We start from the raw sequence: 18766 nt of genomic DNA on the forward strand, positions 1-18766 counted from the left end.
CCCGGGGCGCGGAGCTCGCCCCGCTCAGACGCCGATCGCGCCGCAGTTGCGCAGTCCCAGCGCCATCAGCGCGTCCTGCATCGTCTGCTGCGCGAGGTCGAGCCGCTGGGCGATCGGCGTGTCGTCGGCGTTCGTGCGCGCCGCCGTCGCCAGCTGGGCCGCGAGCTGCCCCGCCCGCCGGCTCGAGCGCACGGCGTCGCCGCGGACCGGTCGCAGGCGCGGCGCGGCGGACAGCGGCAGGGCGCCGATCGACTGGCTGAAGCCCGACCACGCCCCCGCGAGCTGGTCGAACGCCGCTCCGACCGCGAGGTTGCTCGTCGCCCGTCCCGCGTCGCGGTAGGCGGACTCGATCGCCGGGCGGACGGCCTCGCAGGCGGCGTTCCCCTGGGTGATCACCGACGGCGGGACCGCGGGACCGCCGAGGCACGGCACGCCGAGGTCGCGCAGCGCGGGGAAGGACTCCAGCAGCTGCAGCAGCGACGGCAGCTCCGCCGTCGACGGCGCGTCGCGCGTGAGGTTGCCGCCGTCGACGGCGAGCAGGCCGCGGCGCAGGCCGTCGCGCAGCTCGGCGAGCTGGGCGCGGGGCTGCGCGACCGCGTCCCGCAGCGCCTCGGGCGCGGCGTCGCGCTGGAGCATCTCCAGCACGGCGCTGACGCCCTGCAGGCGCGTCGCGACCGCCGTCCGGTAGGCGTCGGCGTCCAGCGAGAGCGGGGCGAGTCGCGCGCGCGTCAGCGCGGCCGAGCAACGGCGCGCCGTCTCCAGCCGCCAGGCCCCGACGCCGCCGGCCGCGGGGTCGGCGATCCACCGGCCGCCGGCGCGCCGGGTCGCCCGCGAGACCTCCGGCCCGTCGGCGAGCCGGACCACGGCCTCGTCGCCGTCGACCGACGCGTCCAGCGCCCGGTCGGCGGTGCCGGCCAGCGGCTCGAGCGTGATCCGGATGACGCGCCGCGGCAGCGCGGCGCATCCGCGGCCGGGCTGCGCGTCGAACGGGGCGAGGCTCGCCAGGCGCCGGCGCGTGGCGGGGCCCACCGCGCGGCACATCGCGCTCGCCCGGGGCCCGGGACGGGCGTCGAGCTGCCGCGCGAGGCGCTCGACCGCGGTCGTCGCCGCGCGGCGCTGGACCGGGTCGCCGTCGCCCTCGGGCCACAGGACCAGGGCGAGGGCGGCGAGCACGACGACCGCGGCGGCGACCCCGAGCAGGCGCCGGCGTCCCGTCCCCGGTGAGGCGGGCCCCCGGGCGCTGGAGAGCGGGCTGCTCACCCGATGACCTGATCGTCGGTGATGCCCGGCTGGCCGGCCATGACGACCGCGCCGACCACCGCGACGACGCAGAGGACGCCGAGGAGGGCCGGGCCGAGCCACCGCGGACCGCGGCGGTCGGCCTCGTGCAGGACGAGCGCCGCGAGCGCGCCGAAGACGAGCCCGCCGACGTGGCCGCCGAAGCTGATGTTCGCCCCGGGCCGCAGCGACAGCACGACGTTGAAGATGAGCAGGATCCCGATCTGGCTCTGGAGGAACGAGATCCCCTGGCGGCGCTGCTCGACGAGGAGGTAGCCCATGAGCCCGAAGACCGCCCCCGAGGCGCCGACGGTGACGCTCTGCGTCGTCTGGATCAGCGCGCCGAGCGAGCCGCCGAGGAGCGCGGTGAGGTAGAGCAGCCCGAAGCGCGGCGCGCCGATCCGCTGCTCGATCTCGCTGCCGAGCCAGTACAGCAGCAGCATGTTGAAGCCGATGTGCAGCAGCCCGGAGTGCAGGAAGCCGCTGCTCACGAGGCGCCAGAGCTCGCCGTCCTGGACGTACGGGCCCCAGAGCGCGCCCTCGCGGTAGAGCCAGCTCGTCGTGCTGCTCTCGCCGACCCCGAACGACCCGCCGGCGAGGAACGCCACGACGCAGACGGCGATGATGCCGATCGTGACGGTCGTGCCCTGCCCCGCGGTCATCGACCGGGCGGTGTGGACCTTCGTGCGGTCGCGTGCGCACTCGGGGCAGCGCATGCCCACCGGCGTCGGCGTCATGCAATCCGGGCAGATCGGCCGGTCGCAGTTCGAGCACGCCACGCCGGTCTCGATCGCCGGGTGGCGGTAGCAGGTGGGCATCGCGCGCGAACGTACCAGGACGAGCTTCGCCGTCCCTGAACGGCAACGCGACGCGCGCGGCGGGCCGGGGCGGGGCTAGCGGTCCTGGAGCCGCTCGACCCCGCGACGCACGGCGACGGCGACGTCGTCGACGGCCTTGTCGAGCACGGACCCGCGCGCGCGGGCGCGGGCCTTGCTCGCCTGGCGCCAGCGCAGGACCGCCAGGCCGGTGCCGGCAGCACCGCCGACCGCGACCGCGACGGCGGGGCGGACCCAGTTGCGCGGATCGCGCATGGCGCCGAGCTCCCAGCTCTCCAGCTCGTCGGCCGCCGCCTCGGAGAGGTTGCGCAGCGTCGACTCCACGCGGGAGCCGAGCCGCTCGGGCGGCTCGATCGGGGACAGCGCCTCCCGCAGGAGGGCCTCGATGTCGAACGTGCTCTGGGCCATGGTCAGGTCCCGGGGGTGGGCGTGGCGGCGACGAGCCCCTCCAGCTGCTTGATCGCCCGGTGGATCAGCACCTTCGTCGCCCCGTCGGAGCGGCCCATGGCGCGCGCGATCTCGCGGTTGTCCATGCCGAGGGCGAAGCGCATGATCAGGGCCTCGCGGCGATCGTCCGGCAGGTCCTCCACGGCGGCCAGGATCCGGGCCAGCTCGTCGCGCTCCTCGACCAGGTCCTCGGTCGTGTGCGTGGCGCGCAGGCCGCCGCGGACGAGGGAGTCCTCCGCGTCGATCGAGGTCTGGGGTCGGCGTGAGCGATCCCGGAAGTGGTTCGCGGCGAGGTTGTGCGCGATGCGGATGAGCCACGGCCGCAGCGGGCGTCCGTCGGACTCGCGCAGCGCGCGCTCGAAGTGCCGGTAGGCCTGGAGGAAGGTCTGCTCCGTCAGGTCCTCCGCGTCGTGGTGGTTGCCGACCCGGTAGTACGCGTAGGAGTAGACGTCGCGCAGGTGCGAGCGGTAGAGCTCGGAGAACCGGTCGTCGAGCTCGCCCTTGTCCACCGGGCCAGCCTACAGGCGGCCCATGCGCGCCCGGGCGCCTGGACCGCGTGCCGGGCGGGCGGTGGACGGACGGCCGACGGCCGCCGCGACGTCAGCGGCTCGCGACCCGGGTCTCCTCCTGGTCGACGGACGGGGCGGGCAGCTCGCGCGCCTCGGGGCCCGGTGCGAGCTCGGGCCGCAGGAGCTCGGGGTCCACGCCGATGCCGCGCTCGGTGGCGTGCCCGCCGAGCGAGTGCCACTGCAGCTCGACGCAGGGCCAGATCCGGTCGGTCACCTGGCGGGCCAGCTCGCTCGTCGGCTGCTCGACGTGCGGGAAGGTCAGCGGGCGACCGGCCCGGATGAGCACCTTGTGCGGCCGGATCCGCCAGCCCTTGCGCACGTGGGTCGTGCCGTGGACGGCGATCGGGACCACGGGCGCCCCGGTCTCGAGCGCGAGGCGGCCGACGCCGCGCTTCGGGCGGCCGATGCCGCCGGGCCGCGTGCGGGTGCCCTCCGGGAAGATCACGACGCAGTCGCCGCGCTCGAGGATCGCGCGGGCGGTGGCCATCGCGTCGCCGTCGGCGTTGCCGCGGTCGATCGGGAACGCGCCGAGGCTGTTGAGGAACCACCGCTGCAGCGGCTTGCGGAACAGCTCCTTCTTCGCGACGAAGTACAGCGGCCGGCGGCTCATCGCGCCGATGACGAACGGGTCCAGGAAGCTCCGGTGGTTCGCGGCGAAGATCACCGCGCCCTCGGTCGGCACGTGCTCGCGCCCGATCCGGGAGAGCCGGAAGTACGTGTGGAAGAACGGCTGGAAGAACGCCCGGACGACCCAGTAGACGATCGGGTTGACGCCCTTGCCGGTGACGTTGCCGTGCAGGGCCAGCCGCTGGTCGCGGTCGATGTCGGGACGCCCGAGCGCCTCCTCGGTCGCGGGGACGGGCAGCGGACGCGCCTCGTCGGTCGCGGGAGCAGGGGAAGGTCGATCGTGCGCCATCGCACGCAACGACCCCGGTCGGTCGGCTCGGTTACAGGACGATCACGACTTCCGGACGCCGCCGTGGCCGGTGGCTGCCCGAGCGGGCCGCCGGGCGTCGCCCGGCCTGCGGGGTACGCTTCGCCTCCGGCCGGCGTAGCTCAGCTGGTAGAGCGCCCGCCTTGTAAGCGGATGGTCACCGGTTCGAATCCGGTCGCCGGCTCTCGTTCCCGGCGCGTCCGCACCCCCAAGCCGGGGGTGCTGGGGCGCCCGATCGACCGCGCGGAGCCGGAGGTCCCGGGGTCCGTAGGCTCCGGCGTCGATGGCCTCCCCCGCGCCCTCCGATCCGGTCGTGCACCCCCTGCGCCGCCTCTGGGCGTACGCCACGGAGTTCCGGCGCCGGATCGTCACCGCGGTCGTGGCGACGGTCCTCAACAAGCTCTTCGACATCGCGCCCGAGCTCCTCATCGGGGTGGCGATCGATGTCGTGGTGCGGACGGACGACAGCTTCGTCGCCCAGATCTTCGGCGTCGAGGACCGGGAGCAGCAGCTCTACGTGCTGGCCGCCATCACCGTCGTGGCCTGGGTGCTGGAGTCGGTCAGCCAGTACGTGTCGGACCGGATGTGGCGCGGGCTGTCGCAGGATCTCCAGCACGACCTGCGGATGGACGCCTACCGGCACGTCCAGGACCTCGACCTCGCGTGGTTCGAGGATCGCGCGTCCGGCCGGCTGCTGACGATCCTCGGCGACGACGTCAACCAGCTCGAGCGCTTCCTCGACGTCGGCGCCAGCAAGATCGTCCTGACCGCGACGAACGTCGTGGCCGTCGGCGCGGTGTTCCTCGCCATCTCGCCCACGCTCGCGCTGCTGGCCTTCGTCCCGATCCCGGTCATCATCGGAGGCTCGCTGCTCTTCCAGCGTCGGCTCGGCCCGCGCTACGCCGCCGTCCGCGAGGCCGCGGGCCGCGTGGGCGGGCTGCTCGGCGGGAACCTCGGCGGGATCGCGACGATCAAGGCGTTCGGCGCCGAGCGACGCGAGGCCGCGCGCGTCGCGGGCGCCTCGGCGGAGTACGCCGCGGCGAACCGATCGGCGATCGCGCTGAGCTCGGCGTTCGTGCCGCTGATCCGGATGGCGATCCTCACCGGCTTCGTCGTGACGCTCGTGCTCGGCGGCAAGGCGGCGCTCGACGGGAACCTCGAGGTCGGCCTCTACTCGGTGCTCGTCTTCATGACGCAGCGCCTGCTCTGGCCGCTGACCGAGCTCGGCGAGACGCTCGACCTGTACCAGCGCGGGGTCGCCTCGATCCGCCGGATCCTCGACCTGCTCGACACCCCGATCGGGATCCGGTCCGGCGGGCGGCAGCTCGCCGCGGCGACGCCGGGGGCCGTCCGCTTCGACGACGTGCGCTTCTCGTACCGCCCCGTCCCGCCGGGCGCCGCGGGGCCGGCTCCGGCGTCCGACGCCGTGGAGGACCGGCTCGTGCTGCGCGGTCTCGACCTCGACGTCCCGGCCGGCGAGACCCACGCCATCGTCGGCGCGACGGGCGCCGGCAAGTCGACGGTGGTGAAGCTCCTCCTGCGCCTCTACGCGCCGGACGCCGGCACGATCGCCGTCGACGGCGCACCCGTCGAGGAGCTCTCGCTGCCGAGCCTCCGCGGCGCGATCGGCTACGTCGGGCAGGACACGTTCCTCTTCGACGGCACCGTCGCCGACAACCTCCGCTACGGCGCGCCGGACGCCACGGACGAGCAGCTGCGCCACGCCGCCGAGCTCGCCGAGGCCGACGCCTTCGTCCGCGACCTGCCGCGCGGCTACGAGACCCCGGTCGGCGAGCGCGGCGTGAAGCTCTCCGGCGGCCAGCGCCAGCGCCTGACGATCGCCCGCGCCCTCGTCCGGGACCCGGCGATCCTCGTGCTCGACGAGGCGACGAGCGCCGTCGACAACGAGACCGAGGCCGCGATCCAGCGCTCGCTCCTGCGGGTCAGCCGCGAGCGGACGACGATCGTCATCGCCCATCGCCTGTCCACGATCCGGCACGCGCACCGGATCCACGTCCTGCACGAGGGACGCGTCGTGGAGTCCGGGACGCACGACGAGCTCGTGGCCGCCCGCGGTCGCTACGCGGCGCTGTGGGCGGTCCAGACCGGCGAGGTCGTCGGAGCCACCGGCTAGCGCCGTCGCGCCCGCGGCGACGAGGCGCGGCCCGGCACGGCCTCAGAGGTCGACCACGAGGAACGGCTCCGGGCGCAGCGCGTACTCGAGGTCGACCGCCGCGACGTTCGCCAGGATCGTCCCGTCCCGCTGCCACCGCCCGCGGCCCTCGTGGATGTGGCCGAACAGCGCGAGGGCCGGCCGGCGATCGTCGACGAGATCGAGGAACGCGCGGGAGCCGACGTCGAGGCCCGCCGCGGTCCGGTCGCCGTAGCCGCGCGGCGGTCCGTGCACGACCGCGACGTCGAGCCGGTCCGGGGCGGTGGCGCAGCGCTCCCGCAGGAACGCCTCCTCGTCATCGCCGCGGGGCGCGTTGAACGCCCAGTCGAAGAACCACGGCGTCCACGGGGAGCCCCAGAACACGAGGCCCGCGACCTCCGCGTGCTCGTCCTCGAGGTACGTCCAGGGCAGCTCGGGGACGTCCACCGGCGCGCGCTCGAAGAGGAAGTCGTGGTTGCCGGCGATCGCCACGACGTGCCCGGCCGGCGCCGCCGCGAGCCAGGCGCGGAACGTCGTGTCCAGCCACGTGCGCTGGAACGCCGGGTCGTGGTCGTGCGCCGGGGTCAGGTCGCCGGCGAGCACGAGGACGTCGCAGTCGGGCACGGGCGGCAGATGCCCGTGCAGATCGCCGATGGCCGCGATCCGGGTCACGGTCGCCTACTCGTGCGGCACGACGGCCGTCGCGTCCTCGCCGGCGGCGAGCAGCGCGCGCTGCTGCTCACCGACCCAGGCGTCGACCTCGAGCCAGCGGTCGTAGAGCCACGTCGCCCGCTCGGCCTCGCCGGCCGGGACCTCGGCGGCGGGGTAGCGCCAGACCCGCACCCGGATCGTCGTGCGCAGGAGCCCGCCGCGCCACACGTCGCCGACGCTCACGAACCCGTCGAACCCGACGTGCCCGCAGAGCACGATGTCGGCCTCCGGCGCGTCGGCCATGACCGTCAGGGGCCCGCCGAGCCGCGGCGGCAGGACGTGCTCGAAGCGCTCGACCCGGTCGGCGAGCTCGGGCTGGCGCTCGCGGACGATCTCCTTCGCGCGCGCGAGCTTGCGCGGCGTCATCCGGGTCCCCTCGGGGTAGATGAGGATCCCCTCGTCCGGGCCGAGGTCCACGGCGAGCTGCCGGAGCTGCTCGAGCTCGCGGTCGGTGTCGCCGGACCCGCGGCGCACGAAGGACGTCGGCACGAGCTCGCCGCCGAGGTCGAGCGTCGGGATCATGCGCAGCTCGCGCTTGACGACGAACCGCAGCCCGATCCCGTGGGGCCGCGCGAGGACGACGTCGGGCAGCGTGTTGTCGATGATGCTCGCGTGGCGCACGAGGTAGATCGCGCGTCCGGGCCCGGCGAGCTCCTGGCCCTCGACCTCGAGCCGCAGGCCGAAGAGGCGGCGGACGCCGGCCAAATGCCAGCCCGCCCACCACATCCGCAGCCGGTAGAGCCGCCAGCGCCGCGTGGGGCTGTCCCGTCCGAGCCCGGCGGCGCGGATGAGGAGCACGCGCGTGAGCCCGAGGAGGTCGCCGACGAGGAACCACCAGAGCATCGCGACGAGCCGCAGCGCGACCCACGGCTTGCGTCGGCGGAGCCAGAGGGCCACGTCGACGAGCAGCGCGCCGAGCTGCAGCACGGGCGAGAGCACCGTGACGAGGACGAGCGCCAGCAGCTCGATGGCGATCCCCCGCACGCGGCGGAGGTAGCGCGTTCCGCGCGGGCTGTCGTCGGGCAGCAGCGGACCCATGGCGGGCGCCAGCCTACGCGGCGCCGCCGGGCGCCGTCCGGTGCCGGAGCGCCACGGTCAGACCGCGGTCCAGCGACCGTCCACGCGGCCGAGGACGAGCTGCTCGCGACGGTCGCCGTCGACGATCTGGAACGTCGCGCGATCGTCGTCGACGCCGGGGCGGTCGTCCACCTCGACGAGCACGAGCTCGACGCCGGAGGGATCGAGGCCGCGGGCGGCGGCGGCCTCGCGGGCGGCGGTCTCGAGGTGGGCGCGGTCCCAGCCCTCATCGGCGGCGTGCGCGGCGGCCAGCGCGTTGTTCGCCGCGCGGACGCGGGCGAGCACCTCGTCGATGTGCGCGTCGGCGCGGCGACGGCCGGCGACGAACCCCGTGACGGCCAGGAGCACGACGACGAGAAGGACGACGAGGAGGACGATGCCCACCACCGAGACGGCCAGTGGCACGGTGGCCGGCCCGGTGGTCGCGATCGGTCCTGTGGAGGTGGCGGCGACGGCTGCGAGCGGCATCACGCCAGATGCTACGGCGCCGCGCGGCGACGTGACGTCGCCGGTGGTGGGCCGAGCGCGCGCTCCGTGGCGGGCGCGGGCTCGGCGGTCAGGCGGCCCGCGGCAGGCCCTCGCGCTCCCGCAGGAACTCGCCGATCTTGCGCTTCACGCGCTGGAGGGCGTTGTCGACGCGCTTCGTGTCCGAGCCGAGCGTCTCCGAGATCTGCTCGTACGTGCGCCCGCGCAGGTACAGCGCCAGCACGCGCGACTCGAGGTCGCTCAGCAGGTCGGGGACCGACGAGACGAGCGCGCGCAGCTCGTCGCGATCGACGGCCAGGCGCGCTGGGTCGTGCTTCGCCGGGCCGGCGATGACCTCGTGCAACGTGCCCTCCCCCTCGCTGGCGCCCGGGGGCGGCGAGGAGAGCGAGACGGCGTCGTTGAGGAGCTTCGCCTTGTGCCGGTTGTCGGCCTTGATCGCGGTGATCATCCGGCGCGTGATGCAGAGCTCCGCGAAGTTGCGGAAGCTCGACTCGCGGTCGCTGCGGAAGTCCCGGATCGCCTCGTAGAGGCCCATCAGGCCGTACTGCACGAGATCGTCGCGATCGCCGCCGCTCAGGAAGAACGAGGACGCCTTCAGGCGGACGAACCCCTGGTAGCGGCGGATGAGCTGATTGGTCGCCTGCTCGTCGCCGCGCTTGGCACGGGCGATGAGGAAGGAATCCTCAACCTCACGTCGAGATCGAGGGTTGATCGAAGTCTGTGCCACGAGAAGCCTTTCCGACTCGCCTCCACGCGAGTCTTGAAGCCTCGTAGCGCGCGCCTCCCACGGCGCTATGAGTCCATTGCGGGTGCTGCGTCGTCATCCTCGTCCACCCTCGGGCCCGGTCTCGACCTCAGGTCGACGGTGATGACGGAGGCGACTGTGGCAGACGTTATGTGCCGTTGTCAAGCGCTCCTCGTCGCTGCAAGATCTCGTACAGGAGGATCCCGGTGGCGACGCTGACGTTCAGGCTGTCGATCCGGCCGTGCAGCGGCAGGGCCACCAGCTCGTCGCAGGTGCGCGCCACGCGGTCGCGCAGACCGCTCCCCTCCGCCCCCATGACGAGCACCACCCCGCCGTCGTACTCGGGCTGGTCGTAGGGGACCGGGCGCCGGTCGCCGGCGCCCTCGCCGGCCGCGCCGTAGATCCACGCCCCGGCCTGCTTGGCCTGCTCGAGCGCATCGGCGAGGTTGCGCACCTCGGCGATCGGCAGGTGCTCGACCGCGCCGGCGGAGGCCTTCGCGGCGGCCGGGGTCACGCCCGCCGCGCGGTGGCGGCAGAGCAGCAGGCCGGTCGCGCCGGCGCATTCCGCGGTCCGGGCGATCGAGCCGACGTTCTGCGGGTCCTGGACCTCGTCGAGGGCGACGAGCAGCGGCCGCTCGACGGCGAGCAGGTCCTCGAGCTCGACGTAGGGGTACGGGTTCGCCGCCGCGGCCACGCCCTGGTGGTCGCCCGTCCCCACGAGCGCCGTCAGCTCGTCGGCCTCCACGGTGCGCGCGAGGTCGCGGTCGATCCACGCCTCGGCCTCCTGCGCGGCGGCCGTCGCCCAGAGGGCGTGGATCCGCCGCCGGTCGGCCCGCAGCAGCTCGTGCACCGCGTTGCGTCCGTAGAGCACCTGCCCCTCGGCGGGCAGGCTGCGCGGCAGGGGCGGGGCCTCGACCGACCGCTCGCGTTCCACGCGGGAGCCGCCGGGGCCGCGGTCGCGCGTGCCACCCGATCCGCGGTCGTCGGGCCGGCGACCGCGTCCCCGAGCGTCACCGGGGCCGCCCCGGGATCCGCGACCGCCGTCCCCGGAGGCCCGCCCGCCGCCGCGCGGCCGACGGTCCTCCCACGAGCCGCCGCGAGTCCCGCGGTCCTCCCACGAGCTGCCGCCGCGAGCCCCGCGGGCGCCCGGCCCACGCCGGTCGCCCCGGGCGTCGCCACCGGACCAGCCGCCCTCCTCGCGGTTCGCGGGCCCGCGGCCGCGGCCCGCCGGGCGCCCACCGGGGCGCTGGCCGCCGTCCCAGCCGCCGGACCGACCGCCACCAGACCGGCTTCCGCCCTCCCATCCGCCGGACCGACCGCCATCCGAGCGGCTGCCGCCGGACCGGTCGCCGTCGCGGCCGCCGGAGCGACCGCGGCCCTCCCAGCCGCCGGCGCGGCCACCGCCCGAGCGCTCGCCACCGTCCCAGCCCGCGGAGCGACCACCGTCCGGACGACCGGGTCCGCCGCCGGAGCGCCCGCCCCCGCCCGCGCGGCCGTCACCGGAGCGCCCGCCGCCGTCGCGTCCGCCGCCGGACCGGCCACCCCCCGGGCGGCCCCCGCCCGGGCGTCCGCCGCGCGGGCCTCCCCCGCCCTGGCCGCCGCGGCCGCCGTCCCGCTTGGGTCCCCGTCGCTCGGTCATGCCTCGCTCCTCACGAGTCGGGCGCCCTCGGCGCCGTCGCGCACCGTCCAGCCGCGCTGCGCGAGCTCGTCGCGCAGGGCGTCGGCCGCTGCCCAGTCCTTCGCGGCGCGGGCCGCCTGCCGACGCTCGAGCAGCGCGAGCGCGTCGGCGTCGGGCCCGTCGTCCTCCTGCAGCAGGTTGTCGAGCCCCAGCAGCCCGAGCATCACCCGCAGGTCCGCGTCGCCCGTCGCCGCGCCCTCGGCGCCGCGCCGGTTCGCGTCACGCACCCACCCCCACAGGTGGGCCAGCGCCCCGGCGGTGTTGAAGTCGTCGGCGAGGGCCGCGAGGAACGCCTCCCGGTGCGCGGCGAGCTCCGCCGGCGAGTCCCCGGGCTCCAGACCGCGGGCCGCCTCGCGGATCCGCCGCACGCCGGCCTGGGCCTGCTCGATCGTCTCGTCGGAGAACTGGACCGGCTGGCGGTAGTGCGCGCCGCAGAAGAGCAGCAGCAGCGCGTCGCGGCCGACCTCGGCGACCGCCTCGTGCAGCGGCGTGACGTTGCCGACCGACTTCGCCATCTTCTCGCCGCGCAGCTGGAGCATCCCGTTGTGCATCCAGATCTGCGCGAGCTCGGCGTCCCGGGCGCAGCGGGTCTGCGCCGCCTCGTTCTCGTGGTGCGGGAAGACGAGGTCGCTGCCGCCGCCGTGGATCTCGAAGCCGACGCCGAGCAGGGACTCGGCCATCGCGGAGCACTCGATGTGCCATCCGGGCCGGCCGCGGCCCCACGGCGCGTCCCAGGCGGTGTCCTCGCCGGGCTTCGTCGCCTTCCACAGGGCGAAGTCGAGCGGGTCCTCCTTCAGCGAGGAGCGATCGTCGCCCTCGCCCTGGTCCATCTGGTCGACGTCGCGGTGGCTGATCGACCCATAGCGGTCGTCGCGTCGCACGCGGAAGTACACGTCGCCCTGCACGGCGTAGGCCGCGTCGCGCTCGATGAGCGTGGCGATGAGCTCGATGATCGCGTCCATCGACGTCGTCACGAGCGGCTCGTGGTCGGGACGGCCGAGCCCGAGCAGGTCGGTGTCGGCGCGGTAGAGGTCGCCCATCTCGCGGGCGAGGTCCGCCGAGGCGACCCCCTGGCGCGTCGCGGCCGCGTAGATCTTGTCGTTGACGTCGGTGAGGTTCGCCACGAGCGTCACCTCGAGGCCCTCGTGCTCGAGGAACCGCTTCAGCAGCGCGTAGACGACGAACGGCCGGGCGTTGCCGACGTGGATCCGGTTGTAGACCGTCGGCCCGCAGGCGTAGATCCCGACCGTGCCCGGCTCGCGCGGGACCAGCGGCTTCAGCGTCCCGCTGGCGGTGTCGTGCAGGTGGATCGTGCGCACGCCGCCGAGGCTACCGGGCGGCCTGCCCGCGCCCCCGCCCGGGCGACCGGTCCCCGAACGTCGACGGGCCGCCCGAGGGCGGCCCGTCGACCAGGTGCTGCGGAGGGGCCCAGCTTGGATCCAAGCTCAGTCGCCGGACGAGACGCCCTCGCCGGTGCGCACGGCGACGTCGTCGTGGCGCTGCGACTCGCCGGCCGGCGTCGCGCCCGCGCGGTACGGGTAGGGGTTGGACTCCTCCTCGCCCTCCTCGAGGTACACCGCGTCGGCGTTCACGGCCCACAGGTCGTGCTCGGCGCCGAAGACGTTGTCCACCGCGCGCATGGCGGTGAGCATCGAGTGGTCGGAGTTGTTGTAGCGGTGCAGGCCGTTGCGTCCGACCTGCTGGAGGTTCTCGACGGTGGCGAGCCAGTCGGCGATGACCTTGACGTTCTCCTTGTAGGAGTCGTCGTAGACCGGGTAGGCCTTCGGCACGCGGACGACGTAGCCCTTCTCGACCTGCCCGGCCTTCGCCAGGCCGATCTGCTCGAGCTCGCGGGTCGCGAGCGCGACGAGCTCCTCGTCGGGCGCGTCCCAGAGCTCGTCGCCCTTGAAGCAGAAGTACTCCATGCCGACGCAGGCCTTGGACTCGTCGGGGACCATCCACGGCGACCACGAGCGGAAGTTCTGGATCCGGCCGACCGTGACGCCCGGCTCGTGGATGTAGATCCAGTTGTCCGGGAACAGGTCCTCGCCGTCGATGACGAGCGAGACCGTGAGGAAGTCGCGGTACTCGAGGCCCTCGGCCGCCCGCTTGACCTCCTCCGGGGCGCCGTCGGTCATGCGCAGGAGGTTGCGCAGCGGCAGCGAGCTGATGATCTGGTCGAACTCGGTGACCGTCTCGCCGCCGGCGGTGACGGCGGTGATCCGGTTGCCCTCGAGGCGCAGGCGCTCGACCGGCGTCTCCATCGCGATCTCGCCGCCGCGCTCGGCGATCGCGCCGGTCATCTTCTCCCACATCTGGCCCGGGCCGTAGCGGGGGTAGTCGAACTCGGTGATGAGCGTCTTGATGTCGCCGTTCTTCGACGGGAAGAACGCCTCCTTCGCCGCCGTCCAGAACGACAGGCCCTTGATCCGCTGGGCGGCCCAGTCGGCGGAGAGCTCGTCGCACGGGCGCCCCCACACCTTCTCGGTGTAGGTCTTGAAGAACAGCTGGTAGAGGCGCTTGCCGAAGCGGTTGGAGACCCACTCCTCGAGCGTCGTCTCCGGCTTGCGCCGGAACGGCTTCTTCGCGACGGCCCAGAGGTACGAGAAGCCGGCGCGCGTCAGCTCGATCGGCCCGAGCTTCTTGATGACGTCCATGCCCTCGAGCGGGTACGCCAGGAACTTGCGGTTCCAGTAGATCCGCGACATCCGCGGACGGCGCAGGAACTCGTCGCCCATGATCTCGTACCAGAGGTTCTCGACCTCCTTCACCTTGGTGAAGAAGCGGTGCCCGCCCAGGTCGAACCGGTAGCCGTCGCGCTCGACGGTCATCGCGATCCCGCCGACCTGGTCGCCGGCCTCGTACACGACGACGTCGGCGTCGCGCTTGGCCAGCAGGTACCCCGCGGTCAGCCCGGCCGGGCCGCCACCGAGCACGAGGGTGCGTCCCTCGGGGCCGGTCGGGTCGTTCTGGGGGGTGCCGTGCATCGGAACTCCTGGGTCGGGGTCGCGGTGACCGCGAGGGGCTGAGCGGTGCGATTCGCGCGGTGACGTGGGACCTGGGTCAGGCCGCCACGGACCGCGAGAACGCGAGGCGGGCGCTCAAGGGTGAGTACCCCGTCGCGGCCTCGTGGTCACGGGCGAATCACGAAGAGTACGCCAACGACGCCGCGTCGGAGGCCGGTGATCGGTCGCGGCCCGATCATCCGCAGGCGCGGATCGGCCTCCAGCAGCGCCTCCCACGCGCGCGTGCGGTCCGCCACCAGCCGGGTCCACGTGCCGGTCCAGTTGCCCGCCGACAGCACCGGGACCGCGAGCAGGATCCGGCTTCCGGGGCGCTGATCGGCGATCAGGCGGTCGGCCACGACCCACGGCGCCGCGGCCTCGAGCCGGTCGACGGCGTGGCGCCAGTCGAACATCCGCACGTCGCGTTGCCGTCCGAGCGAGGTGGCGTACCGCAGCCCCTCGGGCGCGCCCCGCCGGCGCAGGTCGTAGGCGATGACCGGGAGCTGCTCGGGGTGGGTGCTGACGACGAGGTCGCCGGGCCGCAGCTCCGTGGCGACCGCGTCGGCCATCGCGGCCGGCGTGCCCTTCCCCCGGAGGCGGTCGCCCTGGTCGTCGAGCCCCCACACGACGAGGAGCAGGACGAGCACCACGAGGCCGAACCGCCCGCTGTGGGTGAGGAGCAGCCCCCCGAGCAGCACGGCCGGCCCGACGAGGACCGCCATGTAGCGGTTCGCCCACGCCGGGCTGACCTGCGACCCGAGCCACGCGAAGAGCAGCGTCGCGAGCAGCAGCGTCGCGAGGACGACCGCTTGGGCCCGCAGCGTCGCCGCGCGCTCGGGCGCCGGGACGACCGGCCCGCTGAGGCGCCCGCGAGCGGCGGCCGACAGCGCGACGCCCGACGCGACGAGCCCGACGAGGAAGATCGTCGCGGTCATCTCGGGCTGCGCGATCGAGCCGAGCCCCTCGAGCGCCATCTCGAGCGTCGGGCGCAGCGACCACGGGGCGCCGGTCTCCCGCGCCTGGCGGGCGAGCGTCGGCAGCCACGGCAGCCAGGCGACGCCCGCCGCGGCGTGGATGAGGAACCCGATCCGGACGACCCGACGGCGCGGGGCACCCGCCGGCACGACGAGCGCGCGGGCACCGACCGCCAGCGCGCTGCCGCCGACGAGGAAGACGCCCCACGAGTGCGTGTAGAGCAGGACGATCGCGATCAGCGCGAGCCCGACCTGCCAGCCACGGGCGTTCGCGTCGAAGGCCCGCAGGTGCGCCGCCGCCACGAGCAGCGACAGCAGCGCGACCATCGCGTACATCCGGGTCTCCTGCCCGAAGTACGTCAGGAACGGCAGGACCGCCGCCAGCGCGGCCGCCGCGACGCCGGCGGGGCGCCCGAGCGGGCGCTTGGCGACGAGGTACGCCAGCGGGACCGTCGCCACCGCGAACGCCCCCGAGAGCGCGTGCGCGGCGCGCTCGCTGTCGCCGAACAGCTGCAGCCAGCCGTGGAGCAGCAGGTAGTAGATCGGCGGGTTGCCGTCGCGGCTCAGCGCGTCCGGGATCTCGTGGAACGGGTAGTTCGCGACGCCGACGGAGATGCCCTCGTCGATCCAGAACGGCGCATCGACGTTGCGGGTCCGCAGCCAGGCGCTGTAGAGCAGCAGCGCGAGCACCGCGACCCAGGCGCCCGGGCCGACGAGCCAGCGGCCGGCGGTCCCGGCGCGCTCCCGCAGCGCCGCGGCGCTCATCGCCGGAGCTCCGCCCCGGGACGGCAGGAGACCTCGATCTGCCACCAGCGGGTGCGCACGACGGTCCGCAGGCCCTGCACGGTGGTGGTCTCGGGCTCCCGCGACCAGCGGTAGTAGCGCCACGGGCGGAAGAGGACGACGGGCCCGCCCCGGGGCTGGAACCCGACCTGCTCGGCGTGGAGGTCGAGCTGCCAGGCGACCTGCGGCACGAAGAAGCGGTTCGTGAACGGCGCCCCGCAGCGCTCGAGCGCGTCGGCGCCGCCGGCCGCCTCGATCGCGTGCGGCAGGTCCTCCATCGCACGGGCCTCGGCGATGACGCGGCTGGCGTCGTCGGGCACCTGCGCGATCGCCGGACCGGCGGTCAGGCCCACGAGCAGCGCGCCGACGGCGAGCGTCCCGACCGGCGGCAGCCGCTGCCAGAGCACCCCGACGGCGATCGCGGCGCCGACGAGGACGAGCGCCACGGCGGGGATGAGGTAGCGCTCGTTCCCGGAGTAGCCGGCCTCGGTCATGGCCGCGACGAGGAGGAACCAGGCGAGACCGAGCCCCGTGGTCAGCAGGCCGCCGCTGAGCGGATCGGGCGGGCGCACCGCGGGCGGATCGCCGACGGCGCGCAGGAACCGGCCGACGGCGGCGACCGGGCCGACGGCGGCGACCGGGCCGACGGCGGCCGGTGCGGCGGGCGTGGCCTCCGGCGAGGCGGGCGTCGACCCCGGCGAGGCGGGCGTGGCCTCCGGCGAGGCGGGCGCGCGGCGACGCAGCACGAGCAGCACGATCGCCGCGCCGAGCCCGACCCAGATCGGCCACGGCGACATCCGCAGGAAGTCCTCGAGGATCGTCAGCGACGGCCGGTCGGTCAGCGCCGCGGCGCCGGGGTCGGGGTTCTGCGCCCGGGTCGCGGCGCGCCACCAGTCGCCCGAGCCGATCTTCTCCGGCACGAGCCAGGCGACGGGGATCGTCGCCAGCAGCGCCGCGAGGCCGGCGCGACTGCGCCACCCCGAGCGCCAGGCCAGCAGGGCGACCCACGCGAGCAGGAAGGGCCACGCCTCCGGACGGAGCATCGCCGCCCCGAGGCCGGCGGCGAGGGCCCAGCCGCGGCGCCCGTGGACCTCGGCCAGGACGGCGCCCAGCACGCAGGCCACGAGCAGACCCTCGCTGTTGACGAGCCACCCGTGGCGGAACCACCACGGCTCGAGCGCCAGCGGCAGGGCCGCGACGAGCCCGGCGACGGTCCCGGCGTAGCGGCGCGCGAGCGCGAAGGCGATCAGCGGCGCGCCGAGCGCCCCGGCCCGCCCGACGACGATCCAGGCGTCCGGCGCGATGCCCAGCGGGGCGGCGAGCGTCGTGATCGCCACGGGCAGGGGCTTCCACGACGGACCCGTGGCCGTGACGAGGTCGCCGTGGTACGCCTCGCGGCCCCACACGATCCACGCCCACGGGTCGTACGTCGCCGTCGACGGGAGGATCAGGGAGAGCAGCGCGACCGCGAAGACGACCGCGGCGGCGATCACGGGCGTGCGAGGCATGCCCATCGGCGCGACATCGTAGCGACGGCCTCTTGGCCGCGGCGCGCCGGGACGGCCGCCGGACCCGGGGTCAGGCGTGCCGGACGATCGTGGCGACCGCCTGGGCGACCGCGCCCTCGCGGCGGCCGACCGCGTCGAGGCGCTCGGCCGTGGTGGCCTTCACGCCGACGCGCCCGGCGTCGATGCCGAGGGTCTCGGCGATCCGGGCGGCCATCGCGGCCTTGTGCGATGCGAGCTTCGGGCGCTCGAGCACGATCGTCGCGTCGACGCTCGACACGGCCCACCCGTCGCCGGCCACGAGCCCGGCGACGTGCCGCAGCAGCGCGATCGAGTCGGCGCCGCGCCACCGCTCGTCCGTGTCGGGGAAGTGCTCGCCGATGTCCCCCCGGCCGGCGGCGCCGAGGAGGGCGTCGATCACGGCGTGGGTCAGGACGTCCGCGTCGCTGTGCCCGTCGAGTCCGAGGTCGCTCTCGATCGTCACGCCGCCGAGGATGAGCGGCCGGCCGGCGACGAGCCGATGGCTGTCCCAGCCCAGGCCGGTGCGCACGTCGATGATCGGCGCGACGGCGTCCCGGTCGGCCATCAGAGGCTCGCCGGCCGGCCGTCGGCGCCGATCGCGGGCGGCGGCGTGTTCCCGTGGCGGTGGGCGTGGTCGCGGTCCGCGTCCTCGATCGCCACGAGCGTCCGCCGGCGCCGCTCGAAGGTCGCCAGCTCGGTGATCCCGACGTCGTGCAGCAGTTCGAGCGCCTCGGCGTAGCCGTAGCCGAGGTGCTCGGGCTTGTGCGCGTCGCTCGAGAGCGCGACGGGGTTGCCCGCGTCGGCGACCATCTCGAGGAACGCCCGCGCGGGGTAGAGCTCCCCGACCGGCTTGCGCAGGCCGGCGGTCGAGACCTCGACGGTGATCCCGGTCTCGGCGATCGCCTCGACCGCGGGCTCGTAGAAGAACCGCAGATCGCGCTCCGGGAGCGGCCGGTTGGGTCCCCACACCTTCACGAGGTCCGGGTGGGCGAGGATGTCGTAGAGCCCGCTGCGCGCGGCCTCGGCGAGGGTCAGGAAGTAGCGCTCCCAGACCTCCTCGGGCCGGGTGACGCCCTGCCAGACGTCCCAGTTCGTGCCGGTCTCGGAGTACTCGGCGTCGACGCCGCGGTCGCGCAGGAAGTGGACCGAGCCGATGACGTGGTCCCAGTCGCGGGCCGCCAGGAGCTCCGCCAGCCGGTCCTCGCGGCCGGGCACGAAGTCGGCCTCGATCCCCAGCCGCAGGTCGGTGTCGCCGCGGACCCACGCGCAGTACGCGTCGAGGTCGTCGACGGCGGAGTAGCGCCAGAACGGGTGGTCCCAGACCTCGAGCGCCTGGGCGAAGCGGTGGATGTGCTCGCTCACCCCGAGCTCCGTCACGCCGCGAGCCGTCGCCGCCTCGCGGTAGCGCTCGGCGTTGGCGGCGGTGAAGTACTGCGCGGGCTCCGAGGGCCGCTCGTCCGGCCGCAGGTGGACGTGCAGGTCGGTCAGCACGACCGGGATTCTCGCGCAGCCGCCGCTCGGGCGACCTGCGGCCGTCCGCGGTGCGCCGCACCGTCGTCCACCGG

17 protein-coding genes and 1 tRNA gene are annotated in these 18766 nt (G+C 74.9%); 2 read left to right on the forward strand and 16 right to left on the reverse strand.

Features of this window, described 5'->3' with window-relative positions:
• Positions 1-24: 24 nt before the first annotated feature.
• From SK069_RS15660 to SK069_RS15680, 5 genes are all read right to left on the reverse strand, one after another.
• Complete coding sequence (locus SK069_RS15660; RefSeq protein WP_319955186.1) at positions 25-1260, reverse strand: acyl-CoA synthetase family protein; 1236 nt, start codon at positions 1258-1260, stop codon at positions 25-27.
• On the reverse strand, positions 1257-2096 hold the full coding sequence (locus tag SK069_RS15665) for a rhomboid family intramembrane serine protease (RefSeq protein ID WP_319955187.1): 840 nt from the start codon (positions 2094-2096) through the stop codon (positions 1257-1259). The genes SK069_RS15660 and SK069_RS15665 overlap by 4 nt, the downstream gene beginning before the upstream one ends.
• 75 nt (positions 2097-2171) lie before the next feature.
• The gene (locus SK069_RS15670) at positions 2172-2522 is read right to left on the reverse strand and encodes a hypothetical protein (protein ID WP_319955188.1); all 351 of its coding nucleotides are present in this window, start codon (positions 2520-2522) and stop codon (positions 2172-2174) included.
• Between the two features lie 2 nt (positions 2523-2524).
• Complete coding sequence (locus tag SK069_RS15675; RefSeq protein WP_319955189.1) at positions 2525-3070, reverse strand: RNA polymerase sigma factor; 546 nt, start codon at positions 3068-3070, stop codon at positions 2525-2527.
• Positions 3071-3161: 91 nt separating this feature from the next.
• On the reverse strand, positions 3162-4046 hold the full coding sequence (locus SK069_RS15680) for a lysophospholipid acyltransferase family protein (protein ID WP_319955190.1): 885 nt from the start codon (positions 4044-4046) through the stop codon (positions 3162-3164).
• 129 nt (positions 4047-4175) lie between these two features.
• On the opposite strand from SK069_RS15680, the gene SK069_RS15685 reads away from it, so the two are divergent.
• Both SK069_RS15685 and SK069_RS15690 read left to right on the forward strand, forming a co-directional pair.
• Positions 4176-4248: transfer RNA gene (locus tag SK069_RS15685), tRNA-Thr, on the forward strand.
• A gap of 99 nt (positions 4249-4347) precedes the next feature.
• A complete protein-coding gene (locus SK069_RS15690) occupies positions 4348-6198 on the forward strand; it encodes an ABC transporter ATP-binding protein (RefSeq protein WP_319955191.1) in 1851 nt (616 codons plus the stop codon).
• A 42-nt stretch (positions 6199-6240) separates the two neighbouring features.
• Here SK069_RS15690 and SK069_RS15695 read toward each other — a convergent pair whose 3' ends face one another.
• The 11 genes from SK069_RS15695 to SK069_RS15745 form a co-directional block, all read right to left on the reverse strand.
• Complete coding sequence (locus SK069_RS15695) at positions 6241-6888, reverse strand: metallophosphoesterase family protein (protein ID WP_319955192.1); 648 nt, start codon at positions 6886-6888, stop codon at positions 6241-6243.
• Between the two features lie 6 nt (positions 6889-6894).
• Positions 6895-7965, reverse strand: coding sequence for a lysophospholipid acyltransferase family protein (locus SK069_RS15700; RefSeq protein ID WP_319955193.1), 1071 nt, complete (start codon positions 7963-7965; stop codon positions 6895-6897).
• 57 nt (positions 7966-8022) lie between these two features.
• On the reverse strand, positions 8023-8472 hold the full coding sequence (locus SK069_RS15705) for a hypothetical protein (RefSeq protein WP_319955194.1): 450 nt from the start codon (positions 8470-8472) through the stop codon (positions 8023-8025).
• Between the two features lie 88 nt (positions 8473-8560).
• Positions 8561-9217, reverse strand: a complete 657-nt coding sequence (gene sigH, locus SK069_RS15710) for an RNA polymerase sporulation sigma factor SigH (protein ID WP_319955195.1) — start codon at positions 9215-9217, stop codon at positions 8561-8563.
• 166 nt (positions 9218-9383) lie between these two features.
• Positions 9384-10169 carry a 23S rRNA (guanosine(2251)-2'-O)-methyltransferase RlmB gene (gene rlmB, locus SK069_RS15715; protein ID WP_319955196.1) on the reverse strand — a complete coding sequence of 262 codons (786 nt, stop codon included), beginning with the start codon at positions 10167-10169 and terminating at the stop codon, positions 9384-9386.
• Between the two features lie 701 nt (positions 10170-10870).
• Positions 10871-12232, reverse strand: a complete 1362-nt coding sequence (cysS, locus tag SK069_RS15720) for a cysteine--tRNA ligase (RefSeq protein ID WP_319955197.1) — start codon at positions 12230-12232, stop codon at positions 10871-10873.
• A 126-nt stretch (positions 12233-12358) separates the two neighbouring features.
• Positions 12359-13900 carry an NAD(P)/FAD-dependent oxidoreductase gene (locus SK069_RS15725; protein ID WP_319955198.1) on the reverse strand — a complete coding sequence of 514 codons (1542 nt, stop codon included), beginning with the start codon at positions 13898-13900 and terminating at the stop codon, positions 12359-12361.
• Between the two features lie 146 nt (positions 13901-14046).
• Positions 14047-15657, reverse strand: coding sequence for a glycosyltransferase family 39 protein (locus SK069_RS15730; RefSeq protein ID WP_319955199.1), 1611 nt, complete (start codon positions 15655-15657; stop codon positions 14047-14049).
• Positions 15654-17189, reverse strand: coding sequence for a hypothetical protein (locus tag SK069_RS15735; protein WP_319955200.1), 1536 nt, complete (start codon positions 17187-17189; stop codon positions 15654-15656). The genes SK069_RS15730 and SK069_RS15735 overlap by 4 nt, the downstream gene beginning before the upstream one ends.
• A gap of 64 nt (positions 17190-17253) precedes the next feature.
• Entirely contained in the window at positions 17254-17766 is a 513-nt protein-coding gene (gene ispF / locus SK069_RS15740; RefSeq protein WP_319955201.1) for a 2-C-methyl-D-erythritol 2,4-cyclodiphosphate synthase, read from the reverse strand.
• Entirely contained in the window at positions 17766-18692 is a 927-nt protein-coding gene (locus SK069_RS15745; RefSeq protein WP_319955202.1) for a PHP domain-containing protein, read from the reverse strand. Before SK069_RS15745 ends, ispF begins: the two co-directional genes overlap by 1 nt.
• Positions 18693-18766: the final 74 nt, after the last annotated feature.

The organism is Patulibacter brassicae (assembly GCF_033949425.1).
Lineage (GTDB): Bacteria > Actinomycetota > Thermoleophilia > Solirubrobacterales > Solirubrobacteraceae > Patulibacter > Patulibacter brassicae.